This window comes from Mycobacterium sp. RTGN6, assembly GCF_033804605.1.
GTDB lineage: Bacteria > Actinomycetota > Actinomycetes > Mycobacteriales > Mycobacteriaceae > Mycobacterium.
In genome coordinates this window covers 557,284-574,842 of the sequence record NZ_JAPZKZ010000002.1, presented here as the reverse complement: position 1 = coordinate 574,842, position 17,559 = coordinate 557,284, and the positions used below count along the sequence as shown (strand labels likewise).

The window sequence follows — 17,559 nt, the reverse complement described above, 5'->3', positions numbered from 1 at the left end:
TCAACCCGCGGCGGTCTCCAGCAGCGCCCGGATGGCTTCCGGGATCGGGACGGGGCGGCGGTTGGAGCGGTCGACGTACACGTGCACCCAATGCCCAACGGCGGCAACGGTACTCGGCGCCTCCGCCGGGGGCGCGAAGACGGCGAGCCGGTAGGTCACGCTACTGGTCCCGAGCCGCGTCACGGCCAGCCCGACCACCAGCGGGTCCGGGAACGCGAGTTCGGCGAAGTAGCGGCAGCCCGACTCTGCGACGACCCCCAGCCACGGCGCCGTGATCGGGTCCACGTCGGTGCTGGTGTTGATCCACGCGTTGATCGCCGTGTCGAAGAGTTCGTAGTACACCGCGTTGTTGAGATGGCCGAACATGTCGTTGTCGGTCCACCGGGTCAGCACCGGCCAGTGCACCGGGAAGTCGCGGCTGGTGAGGGCCCGCTCATCGTCACCCACCGGCCCAGTGTGTCAGGCAGGCTGGAGTCATGAAGATCCGCGGCGCCGTCCTCGACCACATCGGCCTCCCCCGCCGCTACGCCGAATCGCGGCCCCTGACGATCGCCGAGCTCGACCTCGCCCCGCCGGGCGACGGCGAACTGCTGATCCGCATCGAGGCCGCCGGGTTGTGCCACTCCGACCTGTCCGTCGTCGACGGGGGTCGCGTCCGGCCGGTGCCGATGCTGCTCGGACACGAGGCGGCGGGCATCGTCGAGCAGGTCGGTGCCGGGGTCGCCGACATCGCGGTCGGGCAACGCGTCGTCCTGACGTTCCTGCCCCGCTGCGGCGACTGCGCTGCCTGCGGTACCGACGGCCTCGCGCCGTGTTCGGCGGGCAGCGCCGCCAACGGGGCGGGCACGCTGCTGGGCGGCGGGACGCGGCTCACCCGCGACGGGCTCCCGGTGCTGCACCACCTTGGCGTCTCCGCGTTCGCGACGCACGCCGTCGTCGACCGCCGGTCGGTGGTGCCCGTCGACCCCGACGTGCCCGCGGTCGTCGCGGCGCTGCTCGGCTGCGCGGTGCTCACCGGTGGTGGTGCCGTAATCAACGCCGGGCGGCCGCGTGCGGGCCAGACGGTAGCGGTCGTCGGACTCGGCGGGGTGGGCATGGCAGCGGTGCTGACGGCGCTGGCTCACGACGACGTCCGGGTGGTCGCGGTCGATCAGTTGTCAGACAAGGTGAATCGGGCGGTGAGCCTGGGCGCCCACGCGGGCTACACCGCCGACGAGGTCTCCGAACTCAAGGCCGACGTCGTGATCGAGGCGGCCGGTCACCCAGCCGCGCTCGAGGCGGCGATCGGATTGACGGCGCCGGGCGGGCGCACCGTGACGGTCGGACTACCTCGGCCGGATGCGCGAATCAGTGTGTCGCCGTTGGGTTTCGTCGCCGAGGGGCGTTCGCTGATCGGCAGCTACCTGGGCTCGGCGGTCCCGGCCCGCGACATTCCGCGCTTCGTCGCGCTGTGGCGTTCGGGCCGGTTGCCGGTCGAGGCGCTGGTGTCGGCGACCATCGGGCTCGACGAGATCAACGCGGGCATGGACGAGCTCGCCGATGGCAAGGCCGTGCGCCAGGTCATCGAGTTGGGCTGATTCCGTCGCCGAGACTGCTGACAGATCGCGATTCTCGCCGAATTCGCGATCTGTCAGCAGTTTCGGCGGGGTTCTAGACCCCGGCTGGCCGCAGGGGTTGTCAGATCTCGCTCAACTTGTATGATGAGTTGAACACTCATCGTATAACTGATCGGGGTCCGATGTCCGACCGAATTCGCCACCTCACGCTTTCGCACGTAGTGCTGCCACTGGAAAACCCCGTCAGCGACGCCAAAGTCCTGACCGGCCGGCAGAAACCGCTCACGGAGACGGTGCTGCTGTTCGTCGAGGTGGTCACCGAGCAGGGCTTCGAAGGCATGGGGTTCAGTTACTCCAAGCGCGCCGGCGGCAAGGCGCAGTACGCCCATCTGGCGGAGATCGCCGAGGTCGTCATCGGCCAGGACCCCTCCGACATCGACCGGATCTACCAGTCGCTGCTGTGGGCGGGCGCGTCGGTCGGGCGCTCCGGTGTCGCTTCGCAGGCCATCGCGGCGCTCGACGTTGCGCTGTGGGATCTCAAGGCGCGGCGCGCCGACCTTCCGCTCGCCAAGCTGATTGGCGCACATCGTGATTCGTGCCGGGTCTACAACACCTCCGGCGGATTCCTTCAGGCCTCGCTCTCCGAGATGAAGGAGAAGGCCACCGCGTCGCTGGAGTCGGGGATCGGCGGAATCAAGATCAAGGTCGGCCAGCCGGACTGGAAGACCGACCTGGACCGAGTGACGGCCATGCGCGAACACCTCGGTGAGACACCGTTGATGGTCGACGCCAACCAGCAGTGGGACCGGGCCCGCGCTCGCCGGATGTGTCGCGAACTCGAGGCGTTCGACCTGATCTGGATCGAGGAGCCGCTGGATGCGTGGGATGCCATCGGGCACGCCGACCTGAGCCACGTCTTCGACACGCCGATCGCGACCGGGGAGATGCTCACCTCGGTGCCCGAGCACATGGCACTCATCGACGCGGGCTACCGCGGCATCGTTCAGCCCGACGCGCCGCGGATCGGCGGCATCACACCGTTCCTGCGCTTCTCGACGCTGGCAGCTCACGCCGGATTGGCGCTCGCACCGCACTACGCGATGGAGATCCATCTGCATCTGGCCGCGACCTATCCGACAGAGCCGTGGGTCGAGCACTTCGAGTGGCTGAACCCACTCTTCAACGAGCGCATCGACATTCGCGACGGCCGCATGTGGCTGCCGGAGCGCGCAGGGCTCGGGTTCACGCTCAGCGACACGATGCGGGCCAGGACGGTGGAGACGGCGTCCTTCGGTAAGCCATGATGTGGTCGTGACGACGACCCTGGCGCAGCGGGTGGTCGTCGGCTTGAAGGACAAGATCCTCGCCGGCGACCTGCCACCCGGACACAAGCTGCCATCTGAGTCCGAGCTCATCGACGAGTTCGCGGTATCGCGGACGGTGGTCCGCGAGGCGGTCACGCGGCTGCGCGCCGAGGGCCTGGTCGAAACCTTCCAGGGCCGCGGCTCGTTCGTCCTCGCCGTACCCGAGCCGACGTCGTTCACCGTCGAGTCAGCCGCCATCCGCACTCACCACGACGTGCTCGACATGGTCGACTTCCGAATCGGAATCGAATGCGAGGCAGCCGCATTGGCGGCGGCTCGGGTGGACACCAACGGCAAGGCCACCATTCATGCAGCACTGGAAGTGTTCGTCGCCGCCGCACCGGAGGACGCCGTCGAGGCGGACTTCCGCTTCCATCGCGCCGTCGCGGCCGTCAGCGGCAACCGGTTCTACCTCGAACTGCTCGACTCACTCGGTCCGATGATGATCATGCTTCCCCGCACCCGCCTCGGCGACGCCTACTCGCTGACCGACGCCGGCCACGTCGACCGGGTCCGGCGGGAGCACGATGACGTCGCTGCCGCCATCGTCGCCGGCGACCCCGACGTCGCCAGGGCCGCTATGCGTGTCCACCTCGGCAACACCCGTCGGCGCCTCGACGCCGGCCGCCGCTGACTGACGCCGCTTGAGAAGCGACCGCACCGCGGGCAGCAACGCGAGCACGACGAAGATCGCCAGGATCGTGCCCGAGATCGGGCGAGTAACGAAGCCGGTCGGATCGCCGCCGAAGATCAACAGCGACCGCCGCGTGCTCGACTCGATGATCGAACCAAGGACGAAGGCCAGCACCATCGGGCCGGGGTCGAAGCCGGCCTTCTTCATCAGATAGCCGATGACACCGAACGCGACCATCAGGAAGATGTCGAATGTCGAGTTGTTGATCGTGTAGACACCCAAGATCGTGATGAGGGCGGTGATCGGCGCCAGGATCGCGGGACGGACCCGAAGGATGCGAACGAACAGTCCCACCAACGGAATCGACAAGATGAGCAGCAGGATGTTGCCGATGTACATCGAGTTGATGACGCCCCAGAAGACGTCCGGATGTTCGGTCACCAGCTGCGGTCCTGGCGAGACACCGAGGATCAGCAGCGCGCCGAACAGCATGGCCATGGTCGCGTTGGCGGGTAGCCCGATGGTGAGCAGTGGGATGAACGACGACGTCGCCGCGGCATTGTTGGCGGTCTCGGGGGCGGCCACCCCCTCGATGGCCCCCCGCCCGAACCGCTCCGGCGTCTTGGAGCGGCGCTTCTCGGTGGCGTAGGCCACGATCGAGGACAGCACCGCGCCGCCGCCGGGCAGCACACCGAGCACGAACCCGATCACCGAACCGCGGCCGATGGCTCCGGACGACTGCTTCAGCTCCTTGCGCGACGGCCACACGTTGCCGACCTCGGCGGGCACGTGCGTCTTACCGTGGCGCTGCTCGAGGTTGTACAGAATCTCGCCCACCCCGAACAAACCCATTGCCACGACGACGAAGTCGATGCCGTCGGCGAGTTGCAGGCTGTCGAACGTGAAGCGCGACGCCCCGCTGAAGGTGTCGCGGCCGACGGTGGCCAGCAGCAGCCCGAGGAGGCCGGCGATCATCGCCTTGAGCTTGTTGCCGCTGCCGATGGTCGCGACCAGCAGCACGCCAAGCAGTGCCAGCGCGGCGTACTCCGGCGGGCCGAAGTCCAGCGCCACTTCGGCGACCACCGGAGCGAGCAGGGTCAGACCGACGATCGAGATCGTCGCTCCGACAAAGGAACCGATGGCGGCGATGCCCAGGGCGGTACCCGCCTTGCCCTGCTTGGCCAGTGCGAAGCCGTCGAACACCGTGACGACCGATGACGCCTCGCCAGGTAGTCGAAGCAGGACGGAGGTGATGGTGCCGCCGTACTGGGCGCCGTAGTAGATGCCGGCCAGCATGATGATCGCCGACACCGGGTCGATCGTGTAGGTGATCGGCAGCAGAATCGCGATGGTGGCCGCCGGTCCGAGCCCGGGTAGCACGCCAATGACCATGCCGATGAGGACGCCGACGAGGCAGTACAGCAGGTTCTTCGGCTCGACGACGAGCGCGAAGCCATCGATGAAGGCGTTGAAGTCCATTGTTGGTGTCGTTTCAGAAGGCGATCAAGTGGGGCAACGGAATTCGCAACCCGTAGAGGAAGAGGAAGTAGAACACCGCGACGGTCACCACGGTGATGACAACGGTGTTGCGCCAGCTCTCGCCGCCGAGGAACTTCAGCCAGACGACACAGAGCAGGACGGCAGGGATTTCGAAACCAGTCAGCGGCATCAACAGTCCGAACGCGACGAACGTGATGGCGCCGACCACCGGAAGGATGCTGCTGCGGGAGAACGACTCGCTGTCGGTCAGGCCGCGGCCCACCACTAGCAGGATGGCGGACAGTCCGGCGATCAACACGCTGACCACGAAGGGCCACAGGCCCGGCCCCGGTTCGTGAAGGGACCCTAGCCCGTATCCGGCGGCGAGCACCGCGCCGCAGACACCGAGGACGATGCCGACGAGGGCACCCACGACCTGGTAGACGGGACCGCCCGCGGGTGGGCGGTCCTCCTCCATCTCATGCGCGACTTCATCTTCGAGCTCGGCCAGGATGTCTCGGGTGTGCTGGTGTTCGACGGGCTTCTCGACCTCGCCCACGACTCAGCCCTCGTCGCGCAGATTGATGCCGTTCTGACTGACCAGGTCGGCGTAGCGCTTTTGGTCTTCCTTCAACTGTGCGAGGACCTCGTCACCCGACAATTCCATCGGGGTGAGGCTGTTCTGCTTGTTGAACTCCTTGTAGCCCGCGGTCTCGAAGGTCTTCTTCATGCCTTCGGCGAGCCGGTCCCGGATCTCCTGTGGCGTCCCCTTCGGCACGGTCATGAACCGGTACTGCGTCACCTCGACGTCAAGCCCCTGCTCCTTCGCGGTCGGCACGTTGGGCAGGTACTCGATGCGATCCGGGCCGAAGACCGCCAACGGTGTCAGCTTGCCGGACTGGATGTTCTCGATGGCCTCGCCGACCTGGATGCTGGCCACGTCGACCTGGTTGCCCAGCACCGCGGCGAGTGCGGGCGCACCGCCGTCGAAGGGCACCGCCTGCGAGTTGACGCCGGTGGCCTTGAACAGCAGCGCGGCTGACAGCTGGGCGCCGGTTCCGACGCCCGTGGTGCCGTATCGGACCACCTTCGTCGCGTTCTTGATGTCGTCGAGGTTGCGGTAGCCGCTGGCTGGGCTCGTGACCAGCACGTAGTCATCGCGGGAGACGCCCGAGACGACGTCGAAGTCGTCGATGTTCGTCACCTCGTCGGGCGCCACGGCCAGCGGGGTGATCGTGAACAGGGAGGCGTTCTGGATGGCGATCAGCTTGCCGTTCGGCTCGGCGCCAGAGACCTCTGCGGCGGCGAGCGCGCCGTTGGCCCCCTCGCGATTGATCACCGGAAATGATGCACCGAGTGTGTCGCTGAGCCCCTTGGAGACCGCCCGGCTGATCAGGTCGCTGGAGCCGCCGGCTGACGCGCCGACGTACATCTCGACGGTGCCCGACGGATAGGCGCCACCGGTGTCACCCCCGGTGCTGTTCTGGACGCCGCCACAGCCGGTCAGGACCAGGCAGGTGGCGGCGGCGGTCGCGAGACCGCCGCGTACGCGATGATCGCGGAACGCAGAACCGAGCATGACATCGTCTCCTTCATCGTGATCCGAGCCATCACAGAGCAGATGTGTGGCGGTCGTCACTCCAACCTAGAGACGCCCAGTAATACCTGTCCAACCCCGATTTAGCATCAGTTGATGCAAGTAATGCATGAATGCGGCACGAAAGCGTGGGTTTGAAATCTAGAACCAGGCGTCGCGCATGTCGAGCGTGGTGCGGTCGAGACTCTCCAGCAGGTCGAGTTGCGGTGCGGTCCTGGGAAGTTCGTAGCGGAAGAAGTACCGCGCGGCCTGGCGCTTGCCGTCGTAGAAGTCGCCGGACTGCCCCTGCGTGGCGATGAATTGTTCCAGCCACATCCAGGCCAGCACGACGTGTCCGAAGGCCTCCAGGTAGACGACGCTGTTCGCCATCGCGGCCTCCGCGTCACCGGAGCCGAACATCCCAGCGGTCACGGCGACGAGTCGGTGCCAGGAGGCGTCCAGCTGCGCGGCGAGCTCCGCTGCGTCGTCACCCGCGGATGCGGCCCGGTCGACCGCATCCGTGACGTGCTTGCCGAGCTCGGTCAGGCTGGCGCCGCCGCGCTGAGTCACCTTGCGGCCCAACAGGTCGAGGCTCTGGATGCCGTGAGTGCCTTCGTGGATCGGGTTGAGTCGGTTGTCGCGGTAGTGCTGCTCGACGTCGTACTCCCGGGTGTACCCGTACCCGCCGTGCACCTGGATCGCCAGGTTGTTGGCCTCCAGGCACCACTGCGACGGCCAGCTCTTCGCGACCGGGGTCAGGATGTCCAGCAGCAGCGTCGTCTCGTCGCGTTCGGCGTCGGATTCCGCGGTCTGCGCCACGTCGATCAACCGCGCGCAGTAGAGCGCCAGAGCCAACCCGCCCTCCACGTACGCCTTCTGCGCCAACAGCATTCGCTTGACGTCCGCGTGCTCGACGATCGGCACCTGCGGAGTCGTCGGGTCCTTGGCGGTCACCGGGCGGCCCTGCGGCCGCTCCCGTGCGTACTGCAACGACTTCAGATAGCCGGTGTAGCCCAACGACACCGCGCCCATGCCGACCCCGAGCCGAGCCTCGTTCATCATGTGGAACATGTAGGTCAGCCCGCGGTGCGGCTCGCCGACCAGGTATCCGATGGCGCCGTCGAGATCGAGCACGGTGTTGGTGATTCCCCGTTGGCCCATCTTGTGATTCAAGCCTGAGATCGTCACGCCGTTGCGGGTGCCGTCGGCCAGGAACTTTGGCACGACGAACAACGAGATCCCCTTGGTGCCGGCCGGCCCGCCGGGAATCTTGGCCAGCACCAGGTTCACGATGTTCTCACTCATCTCGTGCTCCGCGCCGGAGATCCACATCTTCGACCCGAACAACCGGTACGTCCCGTCGTCGCGCGGCTCGGCGCGGGTGGTGATGTCGGCCAGCGACGAACCCGCCTGAGTCTCGGACAGCGCCATGGTTCCGGTGAAGCGCCCCGCGAGCATCGGCAAGACGTAGCGCTCACGCTGTTCGTCGGTGCCGAACTTGGCCAGCAGGTTGGCGTTGGCGATGGTCAGCATCACGTAGCCCGACGTGCTGACGTTGGCCGCCGACATCCACGCGAACCCGGCCTGCGCCACACACACCGGAAGCTGGGCGCCGCCCAGCGCACCGTCCATGCTCATGCCGATCAGGTCGGCCTTCGCGAACGCGTCCAGTGCCTCCTTCACCTCGCCGATGACGGTGACGCGGGTGCCGTCGAACGTCGGTTCGTTGGCGTCGCTGGTCTTGTTGTGCGGGGCGAAGTATCGGGTGGCCAGTTCCTCGCACAGGTCGAGCACGCCGTCGAAGGTCTCTCGCGAGTGGTCGGAGAAACGCTCGCGCTTGGTCAGCGCGTCGACGGCGAGCCACTCGAACAGCAGGAAGTCGAGGTCGCGTCGCGACATCAGGGTGGACTTCATCGGGCTCCTTCTCAGACGTGGCCTACAGGTCGTCGTGGTTCAGCACCAGGGTGTGGTCGTCCATCGCCGAGCGGTCGTCGGCGAGGCCAACCACCCTGGTCGCGTCCAGCTGGGCGGCGTACGGAATGTGGTAGTGCCCGTGGAAGAGCCAGTCGGGTGCCGTCGCTCGGCAGATGGTCGCCAGCTTGTCGCGATGCCGTTGGGCTTCGGCCAGGATGTCCGGCGGCCAGTCGCCGCGCGCGCCGCCCTTGGTGTCGGGGCCGACGCCGGGGATGTCGACACCGCGCGGGCAGTCGTGGCTGACGATGACGTCGACGGCGCCGTCGCGCTTCGCGTACTCGACGTCGGCGTCGGTCAGTTCCTCCTGCGGCCACCAACTCTCACCCTCGACGCGCATCCGCTTGTCGACGCTCATCGCGCCGCCGACGCTCATCCACGTCTTGCCCCACCACTGCCACCGGAAGCCACGTCCGAGGTAGCGCACGCTCGGATACCGCGTTGCGTCCGCCCACTCGGCGACGCGGGTGTGGTCCTCGTGGTTGCCGTCGATCCAGAACAGCCGGATGTCGGCCATGGTGAGCATCTTGTCGATGGCGCCGAGGTAGTCCTCGGTGCGGTAATCGTCCGTCCAGTAACCGAAGTCGCCGAGTTGGAGGATGGTGTCGACGTCGCGGTCGACGGCGTGGCCGATGACGCGTTCGGCCCAGTGCTTGTTGCCGTGCCAGTCGCCGGCGAGCATCAGGAGCGTGGGATCGGGATCCATCTCCGTGCCCATGCCCGGACTACTTCGATTGGGCGATGCCCGAGGGGTCCAGGCCCAGCGGCTCGGCCGCCCGCACCGCCTCGTCGCGGATGAGGCCGCGCAGCAACGCGGTGCTGAACTCGACGGCGATCTCCTGGGCGGTGCGGCGTCCGTGCGGACGCAGCCACCGGTAGGACCCCAAGGTCATGCCGATGTAGCCGAGAGCCAGGACGTGCGAGTCGCATTCGTAGAACTCGCCGCTGGCGATGCCACGGTCGATGACGTCGCGGACGTGCTCGTAGACGGTGGTCTCGGACCTACGGATGTAGTCCACCTGGTCCTCGGTGAACCACTCGGTGATGTACGGGCCCTCCTGGAAGTACACGGCGGCACGTTCGACGTCGCTGGCGATGCCGACGAGCAGCCTGCGGGTGAAGTGGTAGATCGTCTCCCGGGCCGATGCCGACGGGTCGTCGTGCAGGGCGCCGACGGTGAAGTCGGCGGCGCTCTTGTAGATGTCGTAGAGGATCAGGGACTTGCTGGCGTAGTAGTGGTACACCGTCGCCTTGTTGAGCCCGACGGCGTCGGCCACGTCGTCCATGCGGGTGCCGTGGTAACCACGGGCGGCGAAGAGCTTGGTGGCGACGGCCAGGAGCTCTTCGCGCCTGGTCAGCCCGTTCGAAGGCGATTCGGAGGACATGACGACTCACTATATGCAGGCCGGGACGGCGCCCGGGTACCAATCAACTGGTTGGCCAGTTTAAGCAACCGTCGCCGTCTCCTGTCCGGGACCCGGCCCGCGGGGCTAGACTTCGTTGAATCGCTCGTCACGCTGTGGGAGGTACTGATGGATCCGAATCCTGACTACGACGCGAGCGACGAGATCGAGTACTTCTTCCAGTGGCTCCCGTGGGGTCTGCGCGGCGTCTACCCGCCCCCCGCGTACCCGCCGGTCTAGCCAGTCCCACCGGGGCATCTTCGAGAAACTAGGCCGCGGCGGCCTTCACCGCCCTGCCGACTTCGGCGCGCAACCGGGTGTACTCCGGGGAACGCCGAAGCTCGTCGGGATCGACGCCCGTGCGCGGCAGGTCGACCGGCAGGTCCAGCGCCACCTGCCCGGGACGTCGCGTCAGCACGACGATCCGGGAACCGAGGAACGCGGCCTCGTCGGCGCTGTGCGTGACGAACACCGTCGTCCGGCCGGACTCCGCGCTCACTTGCCGCACGTCCTCCTGAAGCCGCTCGCGGGTGAGCGCATCGAGCGCGGCGAACGGCTCGTCGAGGAGGAACAGCGGCGTCTCGGCGGCCAGGGCCCGCGCGATCGCGACGCGCTGTTGCTGCCCGCCACTGATCTCCCAGATCTTGCGGTCCGCGGTGCCTTCGAGCCCGACCCGCTGCAGAAGCTGGTCACGCCGCTCCGCGCGCCGGTCCCGCGGCACCTTCGCGTACTTGAGCGCCAGCTCGACGTTGCCGCCCACCGTGCGCCACGGGAACAACCTCGGCTGCTGGAACACCACCCCCGAGGTGACACCGGGGGTCGGCGAGTCGCTGTCCACCTGCACCGTGCCCTCGGTCGGCTCCTCGAAGCCTGCGATCAGCCGCAGCAGCGTGCTCTTTCCGCATCCCGACGCACCGACCAACACCAGGAACGCGCCCGGTTCGACGTCGAGGTCGACCGGACCGAGCGCGGTCACCGCGTCTCTGCCGTTGCCGTAACGGTGTTCGACGTTCTGGATCTTCAGGCCACCGCGCGTCGCGACGTCACTGCTTGAGGGCACCGGGCAGCCCCTTGGTGTAGATGGCGTCCTGAAATGTCTTCAGCGGTGCCGCACTTGGGATCTGCTTCTGCTCGGCCAGGAACTTCGAGGCGCTCTCGAGGTTGGCTGCGATGTTGCCTGGCTTTCCGTCGGCACCCAGCCATTCCGCGGAGGCCACCTCTTCCGGTGTCAGGTAGACGCCCTGCTTCAGCTGTCCCACAACGTCTTCCGGGGTCAAGCCGATCTCCGCGGCGATGGCTTTCGCGGCGGCGTCCGGGTCGTCCTTGATGGTGTCCAGCGCCCTGGCCTCCTGCTGACGCCAGGTGTCGACGACCTCGGGATGAGCGCCTGCGAACTCGGTTGCCACAGCGGCCAGGTCCAGCGTGGGCTTGCCGTCCTTGGCCAGCTGTCGGCTGGTGATCAGGTCCTTTCCGGTCTTGCGCAACTGGTCGAGCGTCGGGAGCCAGGTGTAGGCGGCGTCGATGTCACCGCGTTCCCACGCCGCGAGGATGGCCTGCGGCTGCAAGTCGACGAGCTGAACGTCGTTGGCCGACAGGTTGTTCTGCGCCAGTGCCGCCAGCAGGCTGTAGTGCGCGGTGGATGCGAACGGCGTGCCGACCCGCTTGCCCTTCAGGTCTGCGATCGTGTTGACGCCAGCTCCGTTGCGGGCCACCAGTGCTTCGTTGTCTCCGGCGACGTCGAGCACGAACGCCACCTGGTAGGGGATGTTCAGCGGCGCGGACAGACCGCGCGCGACGGGGCTGGAGCCCAGTGCGCCGAAGTCCAGTTCCTTGGCGATGAACGCGGTGTTCACGTCGGCGCCGGAGTCGAACTTGATCCACTTGATGTTGAAGTCGGGCAGCGCCTCTTCGAGCCATTTGTTGTTCTTGACGATCAGGTCGCCGCTCGGAAAGGTTTGGTAGCCAATGCGAATAGTTGGCTTCGCGGCGTCCTGTCCGGAGTGATCCACCGCGCAGCCGGCCAGTGCCACGGTCGCGACGGCGGCGGCTGCCAGTAGTGCCTTCAGTTTCATAGCTGTCCTCTCCAAGGGACGGCGCGCCGCTCTACGGCGCGAAGTAGACCGTCGATGACCAGACCCGAGAACCCGATGGCGAAGATGCCGACGAGCACGACGGGGGTGTTGTTGTAGTTGCTTGCGTCCTTGACGAGTCCGCCGATGCCGGGGATGCCGTTGAACAACTCGGCGGCGACCACCGACGAGTAGGCCATCCCTACGGCGAGCCGGATCCCGGTGAACGTCTCGGGTAGCGCCGACGGAATGACGACGTCTCGAATCACTTGTGTCCGAGTGGCGCCGAGCGCACGCGCAGCCTCCTGCAGTCCGACGGGGGCGGCGACGACGGCTGCCGTGGTCGCCACCGCGGCCGGTGGGAGCGCGGCCAGCGCGAGCAGGGTGATCTTCGGTGCCTCGTCGATGCCCAGCCAGATCACCAGCAGGAAGAAGTAGGCCAGCGGCGGCAGGGCGCGCAGGAACGTCAACCACGGTTCGAGCACGCTGCGCACCCACCCGACCGACCCCATGACGAGGCCGAGCAGCACTCCGAGCGCGACGCCGATCACCACGCCGACGAACACCCGGCGCAGGGTCATGTAGAGGTGCTCCCACAACAGGTAGCCGGCGTAGCCGCGGACTCCGTCGTGGGTGGTCGAGACGTCGACGAACGCCCGCCAGACCGTGGCGGGATAGGGCACGAAGGTTTGGTTCCAGATGCCCGCCGCTGCGGCGAACTGCCACACGATCAGGAAGACGACGACCGACAGCAGCGGCAGCGCCGCCCGGGTCAGCCGACCGCGCCACTGCCCTTGACGCGCTTGGGGGGTGGGCGTGGCGACCTGCGCCTCGTCCGAGGTGATGTCAACGAATACCGACACTGTTCCTACGACTCTCTTCTGCTCGAGCTGACCGGGACGGGTCAGCGACAGCAGGAATCGTCGGAAGTCGTGCGCACCACCCATTGCTACCGGGTGGCGGCGATCGACTGAAGGAATCGGATCACTGCGAATCTAACTTCAGCACCGACGTGCGGTCACAATCAGGGGAGCGTGGCCGGGGTCAGCTCGCGTTGTCGCCGGGCGGGGCGGGTACGTACGTTCTGTGGCCACCAGAACCAGCGGCCCATCAGTGCTGCGATGGCTGGCGTCATGAACGACCGCACCACCAGGGTGTCGAAGAGCAGCCCGAGCCCGATGGTGGTGCCCACCTGACCCAGTACGCGTAGGTCGCTGACCGCAAACGACATCATGGTGAACGCGAAGACCAGACCGGCTGAGGTCACCACGCTGCCGGTGCCGGCCATCGACCTGATGATGCCCGTCTTCAATCCCGCATCGCGTTCTTCCTTGAAGCGGGACACCAGAAGAAGGTTGTAGTCCGACCCCACGGCCAGCAGGATGATCACGGACATCGCCAAGATCATCCAGTGCAATTCGAGTCCGATGACGTGTTGCCAGAGCAGGACTGAGAGCCCGAACGAGGCGGCGAGCGATAGCACCACCGTGCCGACGATCACGAGTGAGGCGATGACTGCTCGGGTGATGATGAGCATGATGACGAAGATCAAGCAGAGCGCGGATACGGCCGCGATCATGAGGTCATAGTCGTTGCCCTCCTGCATGTCCTTGTACGTCGATGCGGTGCCGCCCAGGTAGATCCTCGAGGTTTCGAGAGGCGTTCCCTTGATGGCTTCGAAAGCTGCGTTCTTGATTTGGTCGATGTGGGAGATGCCTTCAGCACTGGCCGGGTCCCCCTGATGGGAGATGATGAAGCGCACGGCCTTGCCGTCCGGCGACACGAACTGTTTGAGGCCACGTTTGAAGTCTTCGTTGTCGAAGACCTCGGGCGGTAGGTAGAACGAGTCGTCGATCTTGGACTCGTCGAACGCCCGACCCATCGCGTTCGAATTCTGTTGGTTCGCAGCCTGCTGATCCTGCTGGCCCTTCTGCGTCGCGTAGTTGGACAGGATCCGGTCGAGGTTGGTTTCCTGGCTGGCGATTTGGGGTGGAAGCAGGGCATTCAGTTTCGGTTGGAGGGTATCGAGCTTGTCCAAACTGGCTGTGATGCTTCCGAATTGGTCGGTGAGCGCGCTGATGCCGTCGAGGGCGTCGAACACCGATCGCACTGCGGCGCAGGTTGGGATGTCGTAGCAGTGCGGTTCCCAGTAGAGGTAGTTGCGTATCGGCCGGAAGAAGTCGTCGAAGTTGGCGATCTTGTCGCGCAGATCACTGATGACCGGAACGATGTCGTGGAAGGCTTCGGTCTGCTCGTGTTGGGCGGCCGTGCTCTCCTTCTGCAGTGCCATCTGTTGCCGCAGGATGTCGATCGTGTTGGAGATGTCGTTGGCCTGGCTCAGGAGGTCTGCCGTGCGGTCTTCCGAATAGGACTGGTTCAACTGCTGGGTGACGCCCTGCATGCTGATCTGATAGGGGATCGAGGTGTGTTCGATCGGGGTGCCAAGTGGCCGGGTGATGGTCTGGACTCGGGCGATGCCGGGCAGGTGAAAGACAGCCTTGGCGATGCGGTCGACGATGAGCATGTCCGCGGAGTTGCGAAGGTCGTGGTCGGCCTGGACCAGGAGCAACTCCGGATTGAGCCGGGCTTGCGAGAAGTGTCGGTCCGCCGCAGCGTAGCCCGCGTTTGCCTCGATATCGGCCGGCAGATAATCCCGGTCGTTGTAGCTGGTCGTGTAGGACGGTAAGGCAAGGAGCCCGACCAAGGCGACCGCGATGGTAGCCACCAAAATCGGGCCGGGCCAGCGCACGACGGCGGTGCCCACCCGACGCCACCCTCGCGTGTTCGTCGTGCGTTTGGGGTCAAGGAGACCGAATCGGCTCGCCACGGTCATCAGGGCCGGCGCCATGGTGAGCGCCGCTACCGTGACGACGAGCATGCCGATCGCCAAGGGCACACCCAGGGTCTGGAAGTAGGGCAATCGGGTGAAGCTGAGGCAGAAGGTTGCTCCGGCGATCGTCAGGCCCGAGCCAAGGATCACGTGGGCGGTGCCCCGATACATGGTGTAGAAGGCGGTTTCGCGGTCCTCGCCGGCTTGACGCGCTTCGTGATAGCGGCCGACGAGGAAGATCGCGTAGTCAGTGCCCGCCGCGATCGCGAGCATGGTGAGGAGATTGACCGCGAACGTCGAGAGCCCGATCACCTCGTAGTAGCCGAGAAACGCCACCATGCCCCTGGCTACGACCAACTCGAGCATCACCATGACCAGGACCAGGACCAAGGTGACGACCGAGCGATAGACGAGTAGCAGCATGAGCAGGATGACCCCGATGGTCACCGCGGTGACCAGCTGCAAGCTCTTGTCGCCTGCGTGCTGTTGGTCCGACGCCAGCGGCCCCGGCCCGGTGACGTAGACCTTCAAGCCCGCCGGCGGCGGATCAGCGGCTACGACGTCCTTCACTGCCCGGACGGATTCATTGGCCAACGTCTCGCCCTGGTTGCCGGCAAGGTAGATCTGCACGTAGGTCGCTTTGTTGTCGGCGCTCTGCGCGCCCGCCGAAGTCAGCGGATCGCCCCAGAGGTCCTGGATGTGCTGGACGTGCTTGGTGTCCGCGCTGAGTTTCGTGACTAGGCCGTCGTAGTAACGATGGGCTTCGCCACCGAGTGGCTTCTCGCTCTCCAGGACGATCATCGCCGTGCTGTTGGAGTCGGATTCCTGAAAGACCTTGCCCATCAGCTTCATCGCCTGCAGGGACGGCGCATCATCAGGAGTCAGAGACACCGAGTGCTCCTGACCGACCACTTCCAATTGGGGCACGACGACGTTCACGATGGCGGTCAGTGCCAGCCAGCCCAACAGAACCGGCACGCAAAACAGGCGAATGAACCGAGGAATCGCCGGGTGCTTGCCGACTGGTTTGTCGCTCACGCGGACTTGACCTGGCAGAAGGTCTGTGCCGTCACGCCGTTTGACGTCTTCTCATCCTTGACTTCGTCGTTCACCACGATGCGGCAGCCGATGCTGTCGCCATCGCCCTGGGCCACGATGATGGGGCTGGCCGATGGTGCGGTGGTGGTGAGGGTGATCGACCAGGGCAGGGGGGCATTCCTCACTATCTGCGGCAACGCTTCGAGGTCGAGGTAGTTGATGGTCGCCACGGCGCCTTCCATTCCGAAGATTTCGTACTTCACGACTTTGGGGTCGAACGGCTCGGCGTCTTCGGCGAGGCCGGCGCCCGGGCGGGTGATCTCGTTGTTCGCGCCGAAGAACCCGTGCATGCGATAGACCACCGATCCCCCTATCGCGAAGACCACCACGATGAGCAGCGGAATCCACGCCCGCTTCACCACTCCGACCACTGATGGGCCTTTCGTTCGCTTGGCCCCGCCCGCCGCGTGAGCGTCGTCGCGCCCGGGCCGATGCAAGATTCCATATCTTGCACATACTGCACCGTATGCGTCAACTGCACCGTAGGCGTCCGGTTAGATCCGCGCCGAAACGTGCCAGCCCCGCGTGGGATTTGATGCGCGGGTTGCAAGGTCTGCACAATGTGGCCATGGCGGAGTCGACAGATCTGCGTGCGCGTCGTCGGCGGCAGACGACGCAGGATATTCACGACGCCGCGCTACGCCTTGCCCGCGAGCGAGGCTATGACAACGTCACCATCGAGCAGATCAGCGCAGAAGCCGGCGTCTCACAGCGCACGTTCTTCAACTACTTCCCCACCAAGGAAGCAGCCGTCGTCTATGCCCCGTTAGAAATCTCTGATGAGCTGGCTGCGGAGTTCATTTCCCGCGGCAAGGCTCGACGCTCAGTCGTCCTGACCGACCTGATATCTCTGATCGCAGAGCATTTTGATCAGCAACCGCCATCAAGGCGTCAGCACGAAGACATCAAAATGGTTGCGCTGCAGCATCCCAACGTGCTCGCGGCGGTGCTCACCACTTTTGAACAGTTCTACGCATCGGTGGCAGAGATCGTCGCGCGACGCCTACGATTGCAGGCCGATGACGAGGTTCCACAACTGATTGCGGGCCTGGCGCTCGCGACCGTACGCACCGGTCTTGAGATGTGGTCGCGGGACGCGCCGACCGAGCCCGACACGCCGGTCCCCTACATACACCGGGCCGCCAGTCTGCTGCGCAGCTTCTTCGGCAACGAAGATCGCACCGCCGATACCGGTCGCCCCCGGCGACCGCCCACCCGGCGTAAGCCCTCAGCGAAAGCCGCGCCGCAGTAGCCGCCGCGTGCGTGCGGCAGCCAGCCAGGCCCGCATCCGCTCGCGATGGGCAGGCTGCGACGGGGGCACGTCGGGCACCCAGTCCGTGACGGTGTCGACGCCGAACTTCGGTGCGGTCGGGCCGTGGAGCTCGCGGTAGCGTTCACCGCACTTCTTGCAATCGACCTCGTAGCACAGCGAATTCGAGCCCAGCTCGGTGAAGGAGTACTGGGTGACCGCGACGCAGTGGGGGCACCGGGCGAGCCCGCGTTCAACTACCACACTCACGGCATCGCGCTCCTTCGCTTCGGTCTCGTGCGGACGCGTCCGACCATCGTGCGGCCCGGC

Annotated in this window: 17 protein-coding genes and 1 pseudogene; 5 read left to right on the top strand and 13 right to left on the bottom strand. The window is 66.1% G+C overall.

Translation table 11 applies throughout. The features are described 5' to 3' along the window. Nucleotides 1-447 (bottom strand): thioesterase family protein, encoded by a 447-nt coding sequence (locus SLQ33_RS06910; protein WP_319453056.1) that lies wholly within the window; start codon nucleotides 445-447, stop codon nucleotides 1-3. Between the two features lie 29 nt (nucleotides 448-476). Here SLQ33_RS06910 and SLQ33_RS06905 point away from each other — a divergent pair, with 29 nt between their 5' ends. The 3 genes and pseudogenes from SLQ33_RS06905 to SLQ33_RS06895 all read left to right on the top strand — a co-directional run. Then, nucleotides 477-1,577 (top strand): alcohol dehydrogenase catalytic domain-containing protein, encoded by a 1,101-nt coding sequence (locus SLQ33_RS06905; RefSeq protein WP_319453055.1) that lies wholly within the window; start codon nucleotides 477-479, stop codon nucleotides 1,575-1,577. A gap of 161 nt (nucleotides 1,578-1,738) precedes the next feature. Beyond that, nucleotides 1,739-2,860: an L-talarate/galactarate dehydratase gene (locus tag SLQ33_RS06900; protein ID WP_319458260.1), complete on the top strand. Its 1,122-nt coding sequence runs from the start codon at nucleotides 1,739-1,741 to the stop codon at nucleotides 2,858-2,860. A gap of 1 nt (nucleotide 2,861) precedes the next feature. Beyond that, a pseudogene (locus SLQ33_RS06895) lies at nucleotides 2,862-3,458 on the top strand (FadR/GntR family transcriptional regulator); the annotation flags it as partial. Here SLQ33_RS06895 and SLQ33_RS06890 read toward each other — a convergent pair. The 6 genes from SLQ33_RS06890 to SLQ33_RS06865 all read right to left on the bottom strand — a co-directional run bounded on the left by SLQ33_RS06890 (nucleotide 3,348) and on the right by SLQ33_RS06865 (nucleotide 9,965). Beyond that, nucleotides 3,348-5,033, bottom strand: a complete 1,686-nt coding sequence (locus SLQ33_RS06890) for a tripartite tricarboxylate transporter permease (RefSeq protein ID WP_319453053.1) — start codon at nucleotides 5,031-5,033, stop codon at nucleotides 3,348-3,350. The pseudogene SLQ33_RS06895 and the gene SLQ33_RS06890 sit on opposite strands and share 111 nt — an antisense overlap. A gap of 13 nt (nucleotides 5,034-5,046) precedes the next feature. Next, a complete protein-coding gene (locus tag SLQ33_RS06885; protein WP_319453052.1) occupies nucleotides 5,047-5,592 on the bottom strand; it encodes a tripartite tricarboxylate transporter TctB family protein in 546 nt (181 codons plus the stop codon). 3 nt (nucleotides 5,593-5,595) lie between these two features. Further along, entirely contained in the window at nucleotides 5,596-6,612 is a 1,017-nt protein-coding gene (locus tag SLQ33_RS06880; RefSeq protein WP_319453051.1) for a tripartite tricarboxylate transporter substrate binding protein, read from the bottom strand. 159 nt (nucleotides 6,613-6,771) lie between these two features. After that, nucleotides 6,772-8,523 carry an acyl-CoA dehydrogenase gene (locus tag SLQ33_RS06875; protein ID WP_319453050.1) on the bottom strand — a complete coding sequence of 584 codons (1,752 nt, stop codon included), beginning with the start codon at nucleotides 8,521-8,523 and terminating at the stop codon, nucleotides 6,772-6,774. Nucleotides 8,524-8,545: 22 nt separating this feature from the next. Beyond that, nucleotides 8,546-9,298 (bottom strand): metallophosphoesterase, encoded by a 753-nt coding sequence (locus SLQ33_RS06870; protein WP_319453049.1) that lies wholly within the window; start codon nucleotides 9,296-9,298, stop codon nucleotides 8,546-8,548. Between the two features lie 7 nt (nucleotides 9,299-9,305). After that, nucleotides 9,306-9,965: a TetR/AcrR family transcriptional regulator gene (locus SLQ33_RS06865; protein WP_319453048.1), complete on the bottom strand. Its 660-nt coding sequence runs from the start codon at nucleotides 9,963-9,965 to the stop codon at nucleotides 9,306-9,308. A gap of 144 nt (nucleotides 9,966-10,109) precedes the next feature. Between SLQ33_RS06865 and SLQ33_RS06860 the strand changes: the two genes are divergently transcribed. Continuing rightward, nucleotides 10,110-10,223, top strand: a complete 114-nt coding sequence (locus tag SLQ33_RS06860) for a hypothetical protein (protein ID WP_319453275.1) — start codon at nucleotides 10,110-10,112, stop codon at nucleotides 10,221-10,223. Nucleotides 10,224-10,251: 28 nt separating this feature from the next. Here SLQ33_RS06860 and SLQ33_RS06855 read toward each other — a convergent pair whose 3' ends face one another. The 5 genes from SLQ33_RS06855 to SLQ33_RS06835 form a co-directional block, all read right to left on the bottom strand. Then, a complete protein-coding gene (locus tag SLQ33_RS06855; protein ID WP_319453047.1) occupies nucleotides 10,252-11,043 on the bottom strand; it encodes an ABC transporter ATP-binding protein in 792 nt (263 codons plus the stop codon). Next, complete coding sequence (locus SLQ33_RS06850) at nucleotides 11,027-12,055, bottom strand: ABC transporter substrate-binding protein (RefSeq protein ID WP_319453046.1); 1,029 nt, start codon at nucleotides 12,053-12,055, stop codon at nucleotides 11,027-11,029. Before SLQ33_RS06850 ends, SLQ33_RS06855 begins: the two co-directional genes overlap by 17 nt. Beyond that, entirely contained in the window at nucleotides 12,052-12,915 is an 864-nt protein-coding gene (locus SLQ33_RS06845) for an ABC transporter permease (RefSeq protein ID WP_319453045.1), read from the bottom strand. Before SLQ33_RS06845 ends, SLQ33_RS06850 begins: the two co-directional genes overlap by 4 nt. Nucleotides 12,916-13,076: 161 nt before the next feature. Next, nucleotides 13,077-15,920: an MMPL family transporter gene (locus SLQ33_RS06840; protein WP_319453044.1), complete on the bottom strand. Its 2,844-nt coding sequence runs from the start codon at nucleotides 15,918-15,920 to the stop codon at nucleotides 13,077-13,079. Continuing rightward, a complete protein-coding gene (locus SLQ33_RS06835; protein ID WP_319453043.1) occupies nucleotides 15,917-16,351 on the bottom strand; it encodes an MmpS family transport accessory protein in 435 nt (144 codons plus the stop codon). The genes SLQ33_RS06840 and SLQ33_RS06835 overlap by 4 nt, the downstream gene beginning before the upstream one ends. A 197-nt stretch (nucleotides 16,352-16,548) precedes the next feature. On the opposite strand from SLQ33_RS06835, the gene SLQ33_RS06830 reads away from it, so the two are divergent. Next, nucleotides 16,549-17,232 (top strand): TetR family transcriptional regulator, encoded by a 684-nt coding sequence (locus SLQ33_RS06830; RefSeq protein ID WP_319453042.1) that lies wholly within the window; start codon nucleotides 16,549-16,551, stop codon nucleotides 17,230-17,232. Here the strand turns inward: SLQ33_RS06830 and SLQ33_RS06825 are convergent. After that, nucleotides 17,209-17,499: a hypothetical protein gene (locus tag SLQ33_RS06825; protein WP_319453041.1), complete on the bottom strand. Its 291-nt coding sequence runs from the start codon at nucleotides 17,497-17,499 to the stop codon at nucleotides 17,209-17,211. The genes SLQ33_RS06830 and SLQ33_RS06825 overlap by 24 nt on opposite strands. Nucleotides 17,500-17,559 lie beyond the last annotated feature (60 nt).